This is a genomic window from Agrobacterium tumefaciens (assembly GCA_025560025.1).
Classification (GTDB): domain Bacteria; phylum Pseudomonadota; class Alphaproteobacteria; order Rhizobiales; family Rhizobiaceae; genus Agrobacterium.
The window spans coordinates 1444821-1458838 of record CP048485.1 but is presented as its reverse complement, the minus strand read 5'-3'; the positions used below and the strand labels follow the sequence as shown (position 1 = coordinate 1458838).

The following is a 14018-nucleotide window of genomic DNA, read 5'->3' as shown; positions in this document are numbered from 1 at the left end:
TAGAGCGATCCGTTCGGTCAACCCAAAAAAAGCGCTTTCTACAATCAATCCGGTTTTTTTTGTCGCACCCCCGAAAAGGTGATTGGAGACAGGGGGCGGCTGGGGATAAAAGCGGCTCAGACATGTCGGGCAAACGGGTGAAATCGTTTTACGGCAATGACATGTGCGAAAATGAAAGCGTGAAGTGCCGGCGAATCTTTTGCGAATCGCGGCGGGCTTTACGGGATCCGGAGTTCTTTCTTGTCGATTGCCGATATTTCCCTGTTCAGCGCGCTTCTGGCCGGTGCCTTGTCTTTCCTGTCGCCCTGCGTTCTGCCGCTGGTGCCGCCTTACCTGTGTTACATGGCGGGTATTTCCGTCGAGCAGTTCAAGACGGAGGATGCGGCGCCCCGGCCCGAGGTGCGCAAGGCGGTGCTGATTTCGGCCTTCTTTTTCACGCTCGGTTTTGCCACGGTGTTTGTGGCGCTGGGTGCCGGCGCCTCGACAATCGGCACGCTTTTGCGCCAGAATCTCGATATTCTCGCCAAGATCGGCGGTTTCATCATCATTCTGATGGGCCTTAACTTTCTCGGTGTTTTCCGCATCGGTGTGTTTTCGCGCGAGGCGCGGTTTCAGGGAGCGGGCAAGCCGGCCACGCTTTCCGGAGCCTATGTCATGGGCCTTGCCTTCGCCTTCGGCTGGACGCCCTGCATTGGCCCGGTTCTGGGCGCGATTCTCGGTGTTGCCGCTTCGCGCGACACGGTTGGCGACGGTGCGGCGCTGCTTGCAGTCTATTCTCTTGGCCTTGCCGTGCCTTTCTGGATCGCGGCTGCTTTTTCCGGTTCCTTCATGCGGTTCCTCGTGCGCTTCCGCCGCCATCTTGGCCTCGTGGAAAAGCTGATGGGCGTGTTGCTCGTGCTCACCGGTATCGCTTTCATGTCCGGTTTCATCACCAATGTGGCGATCTGGTTCCAGGAGACCTTTCCGATCCTGATGAAAATCGGCTAAGCCTCCCGCGTATTTTAGACGTAAGGGAAAGACCGTGGCCGATATCGTCGGATTGCTTTTGCCGTTTTTCGGCCTGATCTTCATCGGTTACGGCGCGGCGCGCATCACGAAACAGCCAGTCGAGGCGATGGGCTGGCTGAATACCTTCATCATCTATGCTGCGCTTCCGGCGCTGTTTTTCAAGCTGGTGTCGAAAACGCCGGTCGAAGAGCTGGCGCGCATGGATTTCGTTGCCGCCAGCCTTGCCTGCACCTACGGCATTTTCTTGGCTGTATTCCTGATCGGCCGGTTCGTGCGAAAGAACAGCCTCGCCGAAACCACCATCCAGAGTTTCGCGGCGAGCTATGGCAATATCGGCTATATGGGGCCGGGCCTTGCGCTGCTGGCGCTCGGTGAAAAGGCGGCGGTGCCGGTGGCGCTGATCGTCTGTCTGGAAAACGCCGCCCATTTCATCGTCGCGCCGGCGATGATGGCGGTTGCGGGCGGTGACAAGCGCTCCCCGGCGAAGCTTGCAATGGATGTGGCGCGCAAGGTCATCACCCATCCCTTCATCGTGTCGGTGATTGCGGGCTTTCTCGCTGCCTCGCTGTCCTGGCAGCCGCCGGAGGCGGTGCAGCGGCTGGTGGATTATCTGGCGCAATCGGCGGCGCCCTGCGCGCTGTTTGCCATGGGCGTGACGCTGGCGCTGCGGCCGATGAAAAGGGTGCCGGTGGAAATCAGCTATATCGTGCCGGCCAAGCTGATCCTGCATCCGCTCGCGGCTTATCTCCTGCTCTCGTCGCTCGGGCGTTTCGAGCCGGTCTGGATTTATTCCGCCGTGCTGCTGGCAGCCTTGCCGACCGCGACGAATGTCTTCGTCATCGGCCAGCAATATCATGTCTGGCAGGAGAGGGCGTCGGCGACGATTCTCATCTCGACGGTGTTGTCGGTCCTCACGCTGACAGGCGTGGTCTATTTCATCCAGCCTTTTTGAAGCTGCCGAACAGCAGCGAGGGCAGGGCCTTCAGTCCGCGGCCGGGCTCGATGCCTTCGCGCATCACCATGCTTCTGAGCGTGCCGATGCCGGAGAGGACATGCAGGCCCGCCGCGCGCGCCATCTGCACTGGCAGAAGATCGGAAAGCAGCGAGCGATTCAGGAGATCGACGCTGAGGGTGCGGCTGTAGACATCCGCCCGCCGCCTGCGGTCAAAGCTGCTGCCGGCGTCAGCGGCAATGGGGCGGTCGGAGACGGCACCGAGCAGTTCCGTCAGCGAAATGATGTCGCGCAGGCTGAGGTTCAAACCCTGCGCGCCGATGGGCGGGAAGCCATGCGCGGCCTCACCGATCAGGGCGACGCGGCCCTTGCCGAAGCGGTGCGCCGTCATGGAAGAAAGCGGCCATGCCTGCACGCTGTCCTCTACGGTAACAGCGCCCAGCATGGATTGCATACGCTCCTCGATCCGCAGGTTGAGCGCCTCCAGCGGCAGTGCAGTCAGTTCCTCCGCCTGTTGCGGGGTAACGACCCAGACGAGGCTGGAGCGGTTGCCGGGCAGGGGAACCTGGGTGAAAGGACCGGTGGGCGTATGGAATTCCGTCGAGACATTGCCATGCGACCGGCTATGGCCCAAGTTCAAAACAATGGCCGTCTGCGGATAGGACCAGGATTTGACGCCGATGCCGGCCGCATCCCGCACCATCGACTTCCTGCCATCCGCGCCGATGAGGAAATCGGCAGAGAGCGTTTCGCCGTCTGCAAGCGTCACGGAGACGCGGTCGTTGCCGATGTCGATCGTCTCGGCGGTGGTGTCGAGGCGAGTAATATTGTGTTCCTGTTCGACAGCCTCACCAAGCACGCCGAGCAGCGCCTCGTTCGGAATGTTCCAGCCGAAGGCGTCGAGCCCTATTTCGGAGGAGCGGAACTGTACGGTCGGCGCGCGCAGCAGGCGCTCGGTGCCGTCGATGATCTGCATGGTGGAAAGGCGTGCGGCCGCAGGGGCGATGCGAGACCAGAGGCCGAGGCGGTCCATGAAACGGATGGACTGGTCCATCAGCGCCGTGGTGCGCTGGTCCTTCCTGTCGCTGGAAGGTGCAATGAGCGCCACGTGGCGGCCCGCCCGCGCCAGCGCGATGGCCGCGATCTGGCCCGCAAGTCCCGCACCTGTTATGGCGATATCGAAGTGTCTCATGGTCCTGATCCGTTGTTATTTCCAGAACATCATAGTGTCTTTGCGCGGGCAAATCCACTTCGGGGCCGGAACATTCAGTCACGAAGATTCGTTGGTTGCGCCACTATATTAGTCTTAGGATAAGCGGATTGAGCCGGTTGCAAAGCGTGGTGAATGGCCGCATACCGGAATGAACAGGGCGGATGAAAAGCGGGGCGCAGACGCTGACCATGAAAATTTTCAACTACAAGCGTGTTCCCTACGCGGAAATCCGCGCCTTTTCCGTTCATATGCTTACGGCTTCGGGTTCGTTTCTCGCCTTTCTCGGCGTGGTCGCCGCGGCCGAGCACCGATTTGTCGACATGTTCTGGTGGCTGGGCCTGGCGCTTCTGGTGGATGGTATCGACGGCCCCATCGCCCGCAAGGTACGGGTTAAGGAAGTTCTGCCCAACTGGTCGGGCGATACGCTCGACAATATCATCGATTACGTGACCTATGTGCTTTTGCCCGCCTTTGCGCTTTACCAGAGCGGCATGATCGGGGAACCGCTATCCTTCGTGGCGGCGGGCATGATCGTGGTGTCGAGCGCCATCTATTATGCCGATATGGGCATGAAGACGGATGAATATTTCTTCTCCGGCTTTCCGGTGGTGTGGAACATGGTGGTGTTCACGCTCTTCGTCATGGATGCCAGCGCCACCACGGCCATGACCGTGGTTACCGTCTCGGTGTTCCTGACGTTCCTGCCGATCAATTTCCTGCATCCGGTGCGGGTGAAGCGCCTGCGGCCGCTTAATCTGGCCGTCGTTTTCGTCTGGTGCGCGCTTGGCGGTTATGCGCTGCTGATGCATTTCGAAACGCCGACATGGGCGGTGGTCGCATTCGTGGCGAGCGGCATCTATCTCTATTGCATCGGTGGAATATTGCAGTTTTTTCCGTCGCTGGGCGCAAAGTAAGGAAAATCTAAAGCCGTTTATTGCTTGTGCAAATTGCATTTAAGCAGCTTCTTTTTCAGTTGTGCGCAGCAGCAAAACAGTTATCAATACATCATGGTCGCGCAGCATTGCATACGCATTGCCCCGTGATTGGGAACAATAACCGCAGCTGTTGAAGTGCTTCAAAGAAAGCATGGGCTGGCGGTGAGAGAGGGACCAGTGACTGGAAATTTGGCGCCGGAGGCCGTGCCTCTCCTGTCTGTTCGCAAGCTGACAAAGCTGTTCGGCAATTTCGCGGCCTGCAACGGCATCGACCTCGATATAGCGCCGGGCGAAATCCATGCGCTTCTGGGTGAAAACGGCGCCGGCAAGTCCACGCTCGTCAAGATGTTGTTCGGCGTTCTTTCGCCGACCGAGGGCGACATTATCTGGCAGGGCCGGCCGGTTTCCGTGGGCTCGCCAAGCGAGGCCCGAAGCCTCGGTATCGGCATGGTTTTCCAGCACTTTTCCCTGTTCGAGGCGCTGACGGTCGCTGAAAACATCGCCCTGTCTCTGGACCCGAAAATTTCACTGAAGGAAATCGCGAAGGAAGCGGAAACGCTGTCGCGCGCCTATGGCCTGCCGCTCGACCCTTATGCACATGTGGCCGATCTGTCGGTCGGTGAGCGCCAGCGTATCGAGATCGTGCGCGCGCTGTTGCAGAACCCGCGCCTCATCATTCTAGACGAGCCGACCTCGGTGCTGACACCGCAGGAGGCCGACAAGCTGTTCGAAACGCTTGCGAAGCTGAAGGCCGAAGGCCGTTCGGTGCTTTATATCAGCCACCGTCTGGAAGAGGTGCAGCGCATCTGCGACCGGGCCACCGTTCTGCGTCATGGCAAGGTGACGGGTGCCTGCGATCCGCGCAGGGAAACGCCTGCATCTCTGGCGCGTATGATGGTCGGCAGCGATGTCGCGAGCGTTTCACGTCCGACGGGAGCCGCGCTCGGGCAACCGCAGATCGAGGTCATGGGGCTTTCGGTTGCGCCACGCACGCCTTTTGCCGTGGCGCTGAAATCGATTTCGATGAATGTACGCGCCGGCGAGGTGCTGGCGATTGCCGGTGTGGCCGGCAACGGCCAGGGCGAGCTGTTCGATGCGCTTTCCGGCGAATATCCGGTCTATAATAATGATGCGATCCATCTGCGCGGCAAGCCGGTCGGCCGCATCGGCATCAATGGCCGCCGGCTGATGGGCGCGGGTTTTGTGCCGGAAGAGCGGCATGGCCATGCCGCCGTTCCCGGCATGAGCCTTTCCGACAATCTGTTGCTGGCGCGGGCGCGTTCTGATCGGAAGGCGTTTTTGACTGGCGGTTTCCTGCGCATCATCCGCGGCTCGACCATCAAGGCGGCGGCGCGGCGCATCTCGGAAACCATGGATGTGCGCAAGAGCGGGGCCGATCCGCTGGCGGGGTCGCTGTCGGGCGGCAATCTGCAAAAATTCATCGTCGGGCGTGAACTTGACCGTCAGCCCGCCGTGCTGGTGGTCAACCAGCCGACCTGGGGTGTGGATGCGGGTGCGGCGAGCCGAATTCGCCAGGCGCTTGTCGATCTCGCCAAGGCGGGCTCGGCGGTTATCGTCATCAGCCAGGATCTCGATGAAATCTTCGAGGTCGCCACCAATATCGCTGTCATTTCCGACGGGAAGCTGTCAGAGACCCATCCCGTGGAAGACATGACGCTTGAAAAGATCGGCCTGCTGATGGGCGGCATCCACACACATTCGGGAGCCGCCCAGCATGCGCATTGAGCTTGAAAAACGGGCAGGGGTCTCAAAGCTATTCACTCTTCTTTCGCCGCTTCTGGCGCTCACGCTGACGTTGCTCGTCGGCGCTGTCATGTTCGCCATGCTCGGCAAGAACCCGCTGGACGCGCTTTACGCCTTCTTCGTCGAGCCGCTTCTGGAGGTGTGGTCGCTGCATGAGCTGGCGATCAAGGCCGCACCGCTGATCCTGATCGGCGTCGGCCTGTCGATCTGTTATCGCTCCAATAACTGGAACATCGGCGCGGAAGGGCAGTTCACCATCGGCGCGATCACCGGTTCCATCCTGCCGGTGCTTTATCCCGACTGGCATTCGCCGCTCATCCTGCCGCTGATGATGGTGATGGGCGCTGTCGGCGGCGCGCTTTATGCCGGTATTCCGGCGCTGTTGAAGACGAAGTTCAACACCAATGAAATCCTCGTCAGCCTGATGCTGGTCTATGTCGCGCAGCTGTTTCTCGACTGGTTGACGCGCGGCATCTGGCGTGATCCGGGCGGCTATAACTTCCCGCAGACCAAGCCTTTTAACGACAGCGCCGTTCTGCCGGAAATGCTGGCCTCGGGCCGGGCGCACTGGGGTTTCGTTTTCGCCATCGTTGCGGCCATCGCGCTGTGGTTCATGATGCGCTACATGCTGAAAGGCTTCGAGGTTACCGTGCTCGGCCAATCGGCGCGGGCAGGGCGTTTTGCCGGTTTTTCCTCAAGCCGCATGGTGTGGTTTTCGCTGCTGCTCTCGGGTGCGCTGGCGGGGCTTGCGGGCATATCTGAGGCTTCCGGTTCCATTGGCCATCTCCAGCCCAGCATTTCGCCGGGTTACGGCTTCACCGCTATCATCGTCGCCTTTCTCGGTCGTCTCAATCCGCTCGGCATCATCCTTTCCGGGCTGGTGCTGGCGCTGACCTATCTGGGCGGCGAGGCGGCGCAGCTTTCGATTGGCGTCTCGGACAAGGTGACGCGCGTGTTTCAGGGGCTGATGCTGTTCTTCGTGCTCTCCTGTGACACGCTGATCTTCTATCGCATCAGGGTCGTCTTCACCGGCAAGGCGCATCACAAAGAAGGAGCGGCATGATGGATATGCTTCAGGCCATTCTTCTCACCGTCATCACCGCCGCGACACCGCTCGTGCTTGCCGCCTCCGGCGAGCTCGTGGCGGAGCGCTCCGGCGTCCTCAATCTCGGTGTCGAGGGCATGATGATCATGGGTGCGGTCTGCGCTTTTGCGACCGCCCATATGACGGGGTCTCCCTATCTCGGCATTCTGGCCGGCATCGCTTCCGGCGCGGTTTTTTCGCTGCTGTTCGGCTTCCTGACACTGACGCTGGTGACCAACCAGGTGGCGACGGGCCTTGCGCTTACCATTCTCGGTCTTGGTGTTTCCGGCATGCTGGGCGAAAGCTTCGTCGGCCTGCCGGGTGTCAAGCTGCAGCCCATCGTCTTTCCGGTTCTGTCCGAGATTCCCTTCTTCGGCCCCTTGCTGTTCCGACAGGACCTGATCTTCTACATGTCCATTGCGCTCGTTGCCGGCATCAGCTGGTTTCTGTTCAAAAGCCGCACGGGTCTCAAGATTCGGGCGATCGGCGACAATCATGGTTCCGCCCATGCGCTCGGCATCAATGTCATCCGCACGCGGTATCTGGCTGTCATGTTCGGTGGCGCCTGCGCGGGTCTCGCCGGCGCGCAGCTCTCGCTTGTCTACACACCGCAATGGGTGGAGAACATGTCGGCCGGGCGCGGCTGGATTGCGCTGGCGCTCGTCGTCTTCGCCTCCTGGCGTCCCTGGCGCCTGCTGGCGGGCGGCTATCTGTTCGGCGCCGTCACGATCGGGCAATTGCACGCGCAGGCCTTCGGCATCGGCGTGCCGTCGCAACTGCTTTCGGCACTACCTTACCTTGCAACTATTGTCGTGCTCGTGATCATCTCGCATAATCGCCGCACGACCTTGATCAACACACCGGCATCGCTGGGCAAATCCTTCGTTCCGGACAGGTGAAGAAGTCTCAAGTCTCCAAACCAACAGGGGTAAAAATGAAAAAACTGGTCATCGCACTCGCCGCTTCCGTTGCGGCTCTCGGCGGCGTCGTTTCCTCGGCTGAGGCCGCCGACGCCAAGAAGGTCTGCTTCATCTATGTCGGTTCAAAGACCGACGGCGGCTGGACGCAGGCGCATGATATCGGCCGCCAGGAATTGCAGGCGCATTTCGGCGACAAGATCGAAACGCCGTTCCTTGAAAGCGTTCCGGAAGGCCCGGATGCCGAACGCGCCATCGAGCGCATGGCCCGCTCGGGCTGCGAGCTGGTCTATACCACATCCTTCGGCTTCATGGATGCGACCGTGAAGGTCGCCCAGAAGTTCCCCAAGGTGAAGTTCGAACACGCTACCGGCTTCAAGACCGCAGAAAACGTCGCCACCTACAATTCGCGTTTCTATGAAGGCCGTTACATTCAGGGCCAGATCGCCGCGAAGATGTCCAAGAAGGGTCTTGCCGGCTACATCGCTTCCTTCCCGATCCCGGAAGTGGTGATGGGCATCGACGCCTTCGTGCTCGGTGCGCAGTCGGTCAATCCGGAGTTCAAGGTCAAGGTCGTCTGGGCCAATACCTGGTTCGACCCCGGCAAGGAAGCCGATGCCGCCAAGGCGCTGATCGACCAGGGCGTCGATATCCTGACGCAGCACACTGACACCACCGCGCCGATGCAGGTTGCGGCCGAACGCGGCATCAAGGCCTTCGGTCAGGCTTCCGACATGATCGCGGCCGGTCCGCAGACGCAGCTGACCGCCATCAAGGACACCTGGGGCGCCTATTACATCAAGCGCACGCAGGCTCTTCTCGATGGTACCTGGAAGTCCGAATCCGTCTGGGACGGCCTGAAGGATGGCATCCTGACCATGGCACCCTATACCAACATGCCTGATGACGTGAAGAAGATGGCCGAGGATACCGAAGCCAAGATCAAGTCGGGCGAGCTGCACCCCTTCACCGGCCCGGTGAAGAAGCAGGACGGTTCGGAATGGCTGAAGGCTGGTGAAAAGGCCGAGGACGGCGTTCTGCTCGGCCTCAACTTCTACGTTGCCGGCGTGGACGACAAGCTGCCGCATTAACGGGACTTTCCATTCCCGCTGATAACAGGCCGCACATGAAATTCATGTGCGGCCTTTGTTATTTTCATGTGTTTTACGTTGCAGATGAAGTTTGCCTTTGCTTTTCAGACGACTTGATGTTTTTCACTATATTGTGACTTTGGATATACACGTCTGGCGCGATTTTTGAGATCGCCAACCGAACGGAAGGACATGACATTTGCAGCGCGGAATGCTCGATGCGGCGATCGGTTTTCGAAAGTTGCGGACAAATCATGCACAGGTCGTTCACAAGCTAGGCCTTGATATCGTGTCCGGCGTTTTCAAGACGGGTGATATTCTGCCCGGCGACGCCGAGCTTATGGAGCGGCTGAAAGTATCCCGCACGGTTCTGCGCGAAGCGATGAAGACGCTGACGGCCAAGGGCATGATTTCTCCCAAGGCCCGTATTGGCACCCGGGTGACGGAACGCGAAAACTGGAACATGTTCGACAGCGAAGTGCTGCTCTGGCATTTCGAGGCGGGTGTCAGCGACGAATTCCTTTTGCACCTCTACGATATCCGCCTGGCTTTCGAACCCTATGGTGCGGGGCTTGCCGCTATCAGGGCAAAAGACGGCGATATTGCAAAGCTCGTCGCTTACGCCAATGAGATGGGCAATACCGCCTATTCCAAGGAAAAGCGGGCGCTTGCGGATATGAATTTCCATGTCCTGATTACCGAAATGTCCGGCAACCCGTTCATGCGCACGGTCGGTTCGCTGATAAAGGCGGCCCTGGCGGGCATTTTCCGGATGAGCAACCCGGAAGCCGACCCTAACGAGATTTCCGACGTATCCGCCTCCCATCTGAGGCTCGTGGAAGCATTTCGCCTGCACGACGAGGCCGCGGCCCGCCGCGAGATGGAAAGGCTGATTGAAAACGGCCGTCAGCAGATACTCGAATTCACGGCCCGTAATTCCCGAAAATAGATCATGCCAGGCAGCCGCCGATCACGTTTGATGAAAATCGGCGTGGAAATTTGGTGGAGATTTGCATGGTTTCTTAAGTGGGGCGCCGTTATAGCAGTGCCGGAAAGAAATCACCGATGCGCCCGTCCGTTAAACCGGTCGGCGTCAAGTCAAACATTGCCACTGTTGCGGCCGTCCTGTGGCCGGTGACAGGGTGTTGGAGGTCTTATGGAGCGCAGCTCTCTAGCCGTTATTCTCGCAGCGGGCGACAGCACGCGCATGAAGTCGTCGAAATCCAAGGTGCTTCATCCGGTCGCGGGACGCCCGATGATCGGGCATGTGGTGGAGGCGGTGGCTGGAGCGGGTGTCGGCGCGGTGGCGCTGGTGGTCGGGCGCGATGCTGACAATGTCGCCGCAGCCGCAAGCATGAAGGGCCTTCAGGTCGAAGCTTTCCTGCAGACGGAACGCAAGGGCACAGGCCATGCGGTTCTTGCCGCCCGCCAGGCCATCGAACGTGGTTTCGACGATCTCATTGTTGCCTATGGCGATGTGCCGCTCATCACGTCTGCAACGCTCGACCGGGCGCGTGAGGCGATTGCTGCCGGCGCCGATGTCGCCGTCATCGGTTTCCATACCGATCGCCCGACCGGCTACGGCCGGCTTCTGGTCAAGGATGGCGAACTTGTCGCTATCCGCGAGGAGAAGGACGCGACCGATGCGGAGCGTAAGGTTACCTGGTGCAATAGCGGCCTGATGGCCATCAACGGTCGCAACGCGCTGGACCTACTCGACCGGATCGGCAACAGCAATGTGAAGGGCGAATATTATCTGACCGACGTGGTCGAAATCGCCCGTTCCCTCGGCCGCCGCGCCGTCGCCATCGATGCGCCCGAAACGGAACTGGTCGGCTGCAACAACCGCGCCGAACTGGCCTTTATCGAGAAGCTCTGGCAGGAACGTCGCCGCCACGAATTGATGGTGGACGGTGTTTCGATGATTGCGCCGGAGACCGTGTTTCTCTCCTATGACACGAAGATCGGTCAGGACGTTTTGATCGAACCGAATGTCGTCATCGGTCCCGGCGTCACCATCGAGCCGGGTGCCGTCATCCATGCGTTTTCACATCTGGAAGGGGCTTATGTCGCCGAGGGTGCGACAGTCGGTCCCTATGCGCGATTGCGCCCGGGCGCCAATCTGCACGCCAATGCCAAGGTCGGCAATTTCTGCGAAGTGAAGAAAGCGGAGATCGGCGCGGGCGCCAAGGTCAACCATCTGACCTATATCGGCGATGCCTTCATCGGCGCGGGCAGCAATATCGGTGCGGGCACCATCACCTGCAATTACGACGGCTACAACAAGGCAGAAACGCGGATCGGTGCCAATAGCTTCATCGGTTCGAACTCGTCGCTGGTCGCTCCTGTCACCATTGGAGAGGGAGCCTATATCGCCTCCGGCAGCGTGATTACCGATGACGTGCCTGATGATGCGCTAGCCTTCGGGCGCGCGCGGCAGGAGATGAAGCCGGGCCGGGCGACCGTTGTGCGCGAGCGGGCAAAAGCGCTGAAGGAAGCGAAGAAAAAGTCCTCTTGAAAGACGTTACCGAGCGATACCGAAAGTGACCGGCGGCGTAATTGCCGATTTCAGGGAAACGGTTAAAGCATTTCCAGTAAAAGTGTGCAGCGGTTTACGTCCGGAAATGCGTCAGAACAAAAAGGTGGAGTATTTTTGCATTTCAGTGAAATGCGAAAATACTCTGGAAGTTTCGGCGAAGAGATCGCCGTCTGGAGAAATATATGTGCGGAATTGTCGGAATTGTCGGAACCCAGCCCGTTGCTGAACGGCTTGTCGATGCGCTGAAGCGTCTCGAATATCGCGGTTACGATTCGGCTGGTGTCGCCACCATCGACAATGGCGCGATGGACCGCCGCCGGGCGGAAGGAAAGCTGTTCAATCTGGAGAAAAGGCTTTCGGAAGAGCCGCTGCCGGGCGTGGTCGGCATCGCTCACACCCGCTGGGCAACCCATGGCGTTCCGAACGAAACCAATGCCCATCCGCATTTCGTCGACGGCGTGGCCGTCGTTCATAATGGCATCATCGAAAACTTCTCCGAGCTGCGTGAGGAACTGACCGCCGGCGGCGCAACCTTCACCACTCAGACCGATACCGAAGTGGTGGCGCAGCTTCTGGCGAAATATACCCGCGAGGGTCTCGGCCATCGCGAGGCGATGCTGAAGATGCTGAACCGCGTGACGGGCGCCTATGCGCTGGTCGTCATGTTCAAGGACGATCCCGGCACGCTGCTTTCGGCGCGTTCCGGCCCGCCGCTTGCCGTCGGTTACGGTCGGGGGGAAATGTTCCTCGGGTCCGATGCCATCGCGCTGTCGCCCTTTACCAATGAGATCACCTATCTGGTGGATGGCGATTGCGCCATCGTGACCCGTCGGGGTGCGGAAATCATCGATTTCTCCGGCAAACCGGTCAAGCGCGAGCGGCAGATTTCGCAGGCGACGGCCTATGTGGTCGACAAGGGCAACCATCGCCACTTCATGGAAAAGGAAATCTACGAGCAGCCGGAAGTCATTTCCCATGCGCTCAGCCATTATGTGGATTTCGCCTCCAAGACCGTGAAGCAGGCCGACACGGCCATCGACTTCGCCAAGCTTTCCGGCCTTGCCATTTCCGCCTGCGGCACGGCCTATCTGTCCGGCCTGATCGGCAAATACTGGTTCGAGCGTTATGCCCGTCTGCCGGTGGAAATCGATGTCGCCTCGGAATTCCGTTACCGCGAAATGCCGCTTCAGCCGTCTCAGGCGGCGCTTTTCATTTCGCAATCCGGCGAGACGGCCGATACGCTGGCGTCGCTGCGTTATTGCAAGGAAAACGATCTCAAGATCGGCGCTATCGTCAATGTTCGGGAATCGACCATTGCTCGCGAATCCGACGCCATCTTCCCAATTCTTGCCGGCCCTGAAATCGGCGTCGCTTCCACCAAGGCGTTCACCTGCCAGCTGGCTGTTCTTGCTTCGCTGGCGATCGCCGCCGGCAAGGCGCGCGGTACGCTGAAACCCGGCCAGGAAAAGGAACTGGTGCAGCATCTGATCGAGATGCCGCGCATCATGAGCAAGGTGCTGAACATCATCCAGCCGCAGATCGAGGGCCTGTCGCGCGATCTGTCACGTTTCAAGGATGTGCTTTATCTCGGCCGTGGCACCAGCTTCCCGCTGGCGCTGGAAGGCGCGCTGAAGCTCAAGGAAATCTCCTATATCCATGCCGAGGGTTATGCCGCTGGCGAGTTGAAGCATGGCCCGATTGCGCTGATCGACGAGAACATGCCTGTTATCGTCATCGCACCGCATGACCGCTTCTTCGAAAAGACCGTTTCGAACATGCAGGAGGTCGCCGCCCGCGGCGGCCGCATCATCTTCATCACCGATGAGAAGGGAGCTGCGGCTTCCAAGCTCGATACAATGGCGACGATCACGCTGCCGACAGTTGACGAACTCATTGCGCCGATGGTGTTTTCGCTGCCGATCCAGCTGCTCGCCTATCACACCGCCGTCTTCATGGGCACGGATGTGGACCAGCCGCGCAATCTGGCGAAATCGGTGACCGTTGAATGATCATCAGGCCGGAGCGGCAGGGCGATGAAGAGGCGATCGGAGCGCTGACGGAAGCGGCGTTCCAGGATATGCCGTTTAGCGACCAGAGCGAACACCTGATCGTCGGCAGGCTGCGCAATGCGGATGCGCTCACCGTTTCTCTGGTGGCGGAGGATGGCGGGCAGATCGTCGGTCACATCGCTTTTTCGCCGGTCACCGTCTCGGATTCGGAAGGTCGCTGGTTTGCTCTCGGCCCGATTTCGGTCTCTCCGGAGAGGCAAGGTCAGGGCATTGGATCGCGCCTCGTGCATGAGGGGCTTTCAATGCTGGATCGGCTCGAAGCGGCCGGATGCATTCTGGCGGGCAGTCCTGCCTATTACGGCCGATTTGGATTTGAGCGTTTCGACGGCCTGCACAGCAAAGGCATTCCTGACAAATATTTGTTGGCCCTGCGCTTGCATGGTGGAACTCCATCCGGCATTGTCGGTTTTCATCCGGGTTTCGATAGCGTCAACGCTTAATTCCGA

At 59.7% G+C, this 14018-nt stretch carries 12 protein-coding genes; 11 read left to right on the top strand and 1 reads right to left on the bottom strand.

Features of this window, described 5'->3' with window-relative positions:
* Positions 1-240: 240 nt before the first annotated feature.
* On the top strand, positions 241-987 hold the full coding sequence (locus FY152_07150; protein UXS31872.1) for a cytochrome c biogenesis protein CcdA: 747 nt from the start codon (positions 241-243) through the stop codon (positions 985-987).
* Positions 988-1021: 34 nt separating this feature from the next.
* Positions 1022-1960 (top strand): AEC family transporter, encoded by a 939-nt coding sequence (locus FY152_07145; protein ID UXS31871.1) that lies wholly within the window; start codon positions 1022-1024, stop codon positions 1958-1960.
* On the opposite strand, the gene FY152_07140 is transcribed toward FY152_07145, so the two are convergent.
* Positions 1944-3152: a UbiH/UbiF family hydroxylase gene (locus FY152_07140; protein ID UXS31870.1), complete on the bottom strand. Its 1209-nt coding sequence runs from the start codon at positions 3150-3152 to the stop codon at positions 1944-1946. The two genes, FY152_07145 and FY152_07140, sit on opposite strands and share 17 nt — an antisense overlap.
* Positions 3153-3361: 209 nt before the next feature.
* On the opposite strand from FY152_07140, the gene FY152_07135 reads away from it, so the two are divergent.
* The 9 genes from FY152_07135 to FY152_07095 all read left to right on the top strand — a co-directional run bounded on the left by FY152_07135 (position 3362) and on the right by FY152_07095 (position 14012).
* Complete coding sequence (locus tag FY152_07135; GenBank protein ID UXS31869.1) at positions 3362-4087, top strand: phosphatidylcholine/phosphatidylserine synthase; 726 nt, start codon at positions 3362-3364, stop codon at positions 4085-4087.
* Between the two features lie 210 nt (positions 4088-4297).
* Complete coding sequence (locus FY152_07130; GenBank protein UXS33236.1) at positions 4298-5854, top strand: ABC transporter ATP-binding protein; 1557 nt, start codon at positions 4298-4300, stop codon at positions 5852-5854.
* Entirely contained in the window at positions 5844-6935 is a 1092-nt protein-coding gene (locus tag FY152_07125; protein ID UXS31868.1) for an ABC transporter permease, read from the top strand. The genes FY152_07130 and FY152_07125 overlap by 11 nt, the downstream gene beginning before the upstream one ends.
* Positions 6935-7855: an ABC transporter permease gene (locus tag FY152_07120; GenBank protein ID UXS33235.1), complete on the top strand. Its 921-nt coding sequence runs from the start codon at positions 6935-6937 to the stop codon at positions 7853-7855. The genes FY152_07125 and FY152_07120 overlap by 1 nt, the downstream gene beginning before the upstream one ends.
* A gap of 35 nt (positions 7856-7890) precedes the next feature.
* Positions 7891-8964: a BMP family ABC transporter substrate-binding protein gene (locus tag FY152_07115; GenBank protein ID UXS31867.1), complete on the top strand. Its 1074-nt coding sequence runs from the start codon at positions 7891-7893 to the stop codon at positions 8962-8964.
* Positions 8965-9175: 211 nt separating this feature from the next.
* The gene (locus FY152_07110; protein ID UXS33234.1) at positions 9176-9913 is read left to right on the top strand and encodes a FadR family transcriptional regulator; all 738 of its coding nucleotides are present in this window, start codon (positions 9176-9178) and stop codon (positions 9911-9913) included.
* A 207-nt stretch (positions 9914-10120) separates the two neighbouring features.
* Complete coding sequence (gene glmU, locus FY152_07105) at positions 10121-11482, top strand: bifunctional UDP-N-acetylglucosamine diphosphorylase/glucosamine-1-phosphate N-acetyltransferase GlmU (protein ID UXS31866.1); 1362 nt, start codon at positions 10121-10123, stop codon at positions 11480-11482.
* A gap of 203 nt (positions 11483-11685) precedes the next feature.
* The gene (glmS, locus tag FY152_07100; protein ID UXS31865.1) at positions 11686-13512 is read left to right on the top strand and encodes a glutamine--fructose-6-phosphate transaminase (isomerizing); all 1827 of its coding nucleotides are present in this window, start codon (positions 11686-11688) and stop codon (positions 13510-13512) included.
* Positions 13509-14012 carry an N-acetyltransferase gene (locus FY152_07095; protein UXS31864.1) on the top strand — a complete coding sequence of 168 codons (504 nt, stop codon included), beginning with the start codon at positions 13509-13511 and terminating at the stop codon, positions 14010-14012. Before glmS ends, FY152_07095 begins: the two co-directional genes overlap by 4 nt.
* Positions 14013-14018: the final 6 nt, after the last annotated feature.

What these genes read in the sequence shown, in the direction of transcription:
- FY152_07140 (UXS31870.1), bottom strand. Translation starts at nt 3,152, where the DNA reads ATGAGACACTTCGATATCGCCATAACAGGTGCGGGACTTGCGGGCCAG.
- FY152_07135 (UXS31869.1), top strand. Translation starts at nt 3,362, where the DNA reads ATGAAAATTTTCAACTACAAGCGTGTTCCCTACGCGGAAATCCGCGCC.
- FY152_07125 (UXS31868.1), top strand. Translation starts at nt 5,844, where the DNA reads ATGCGCATTGAGCTTGAAAAACGGGCAGGGGTCTCAAAGCTATTCACT.
- FY152_07120 (UXS33235.1), top strand. Translation starts at nt 6,935, where the DNA reads ATGGATATGCTTCAGGCCATTCTTCTCACCGTCATCACCGCCGCGACA.
- FY152_07115 (UXS31867.1), top strand. Translation starts at nt 7,891, where the DNA reads ATGAAAAAACTGGTCATCGCACTCGCCGCTTCCGTTGCGGCTCTCGGC.
- FY152_07110 (UXS33234.1), top strand. Translation starts at nt 9,176, where the DNA reads ATGCTCGATGCGGCGATCGGTTTTCGAAAGTTGCGGACAAATCATGCA.
- glmU (UXS31866.1), top strand. Translation starts at nt 10,121, where the DNA reads ATGGAGCGCAGCTCTCTAGCCGTTATTCTCGCAGCGGGCGACAGCACG.
- glmS (UXS31865.1), top strand. Translation starts at nt 11,686, where the DNA reads ATGTGCGGAATTGTCGGAATTGTCGGAACCCAGCCCGTTGCTGAACGG.
- FY152_07095 (UXS31864.1), top strand. Translation starts at nt 13,509, where the DNA reads ATGATCATCAGGCCGGAGCGGCAGGGCGATGAAGAGGCGATCGGAGCG.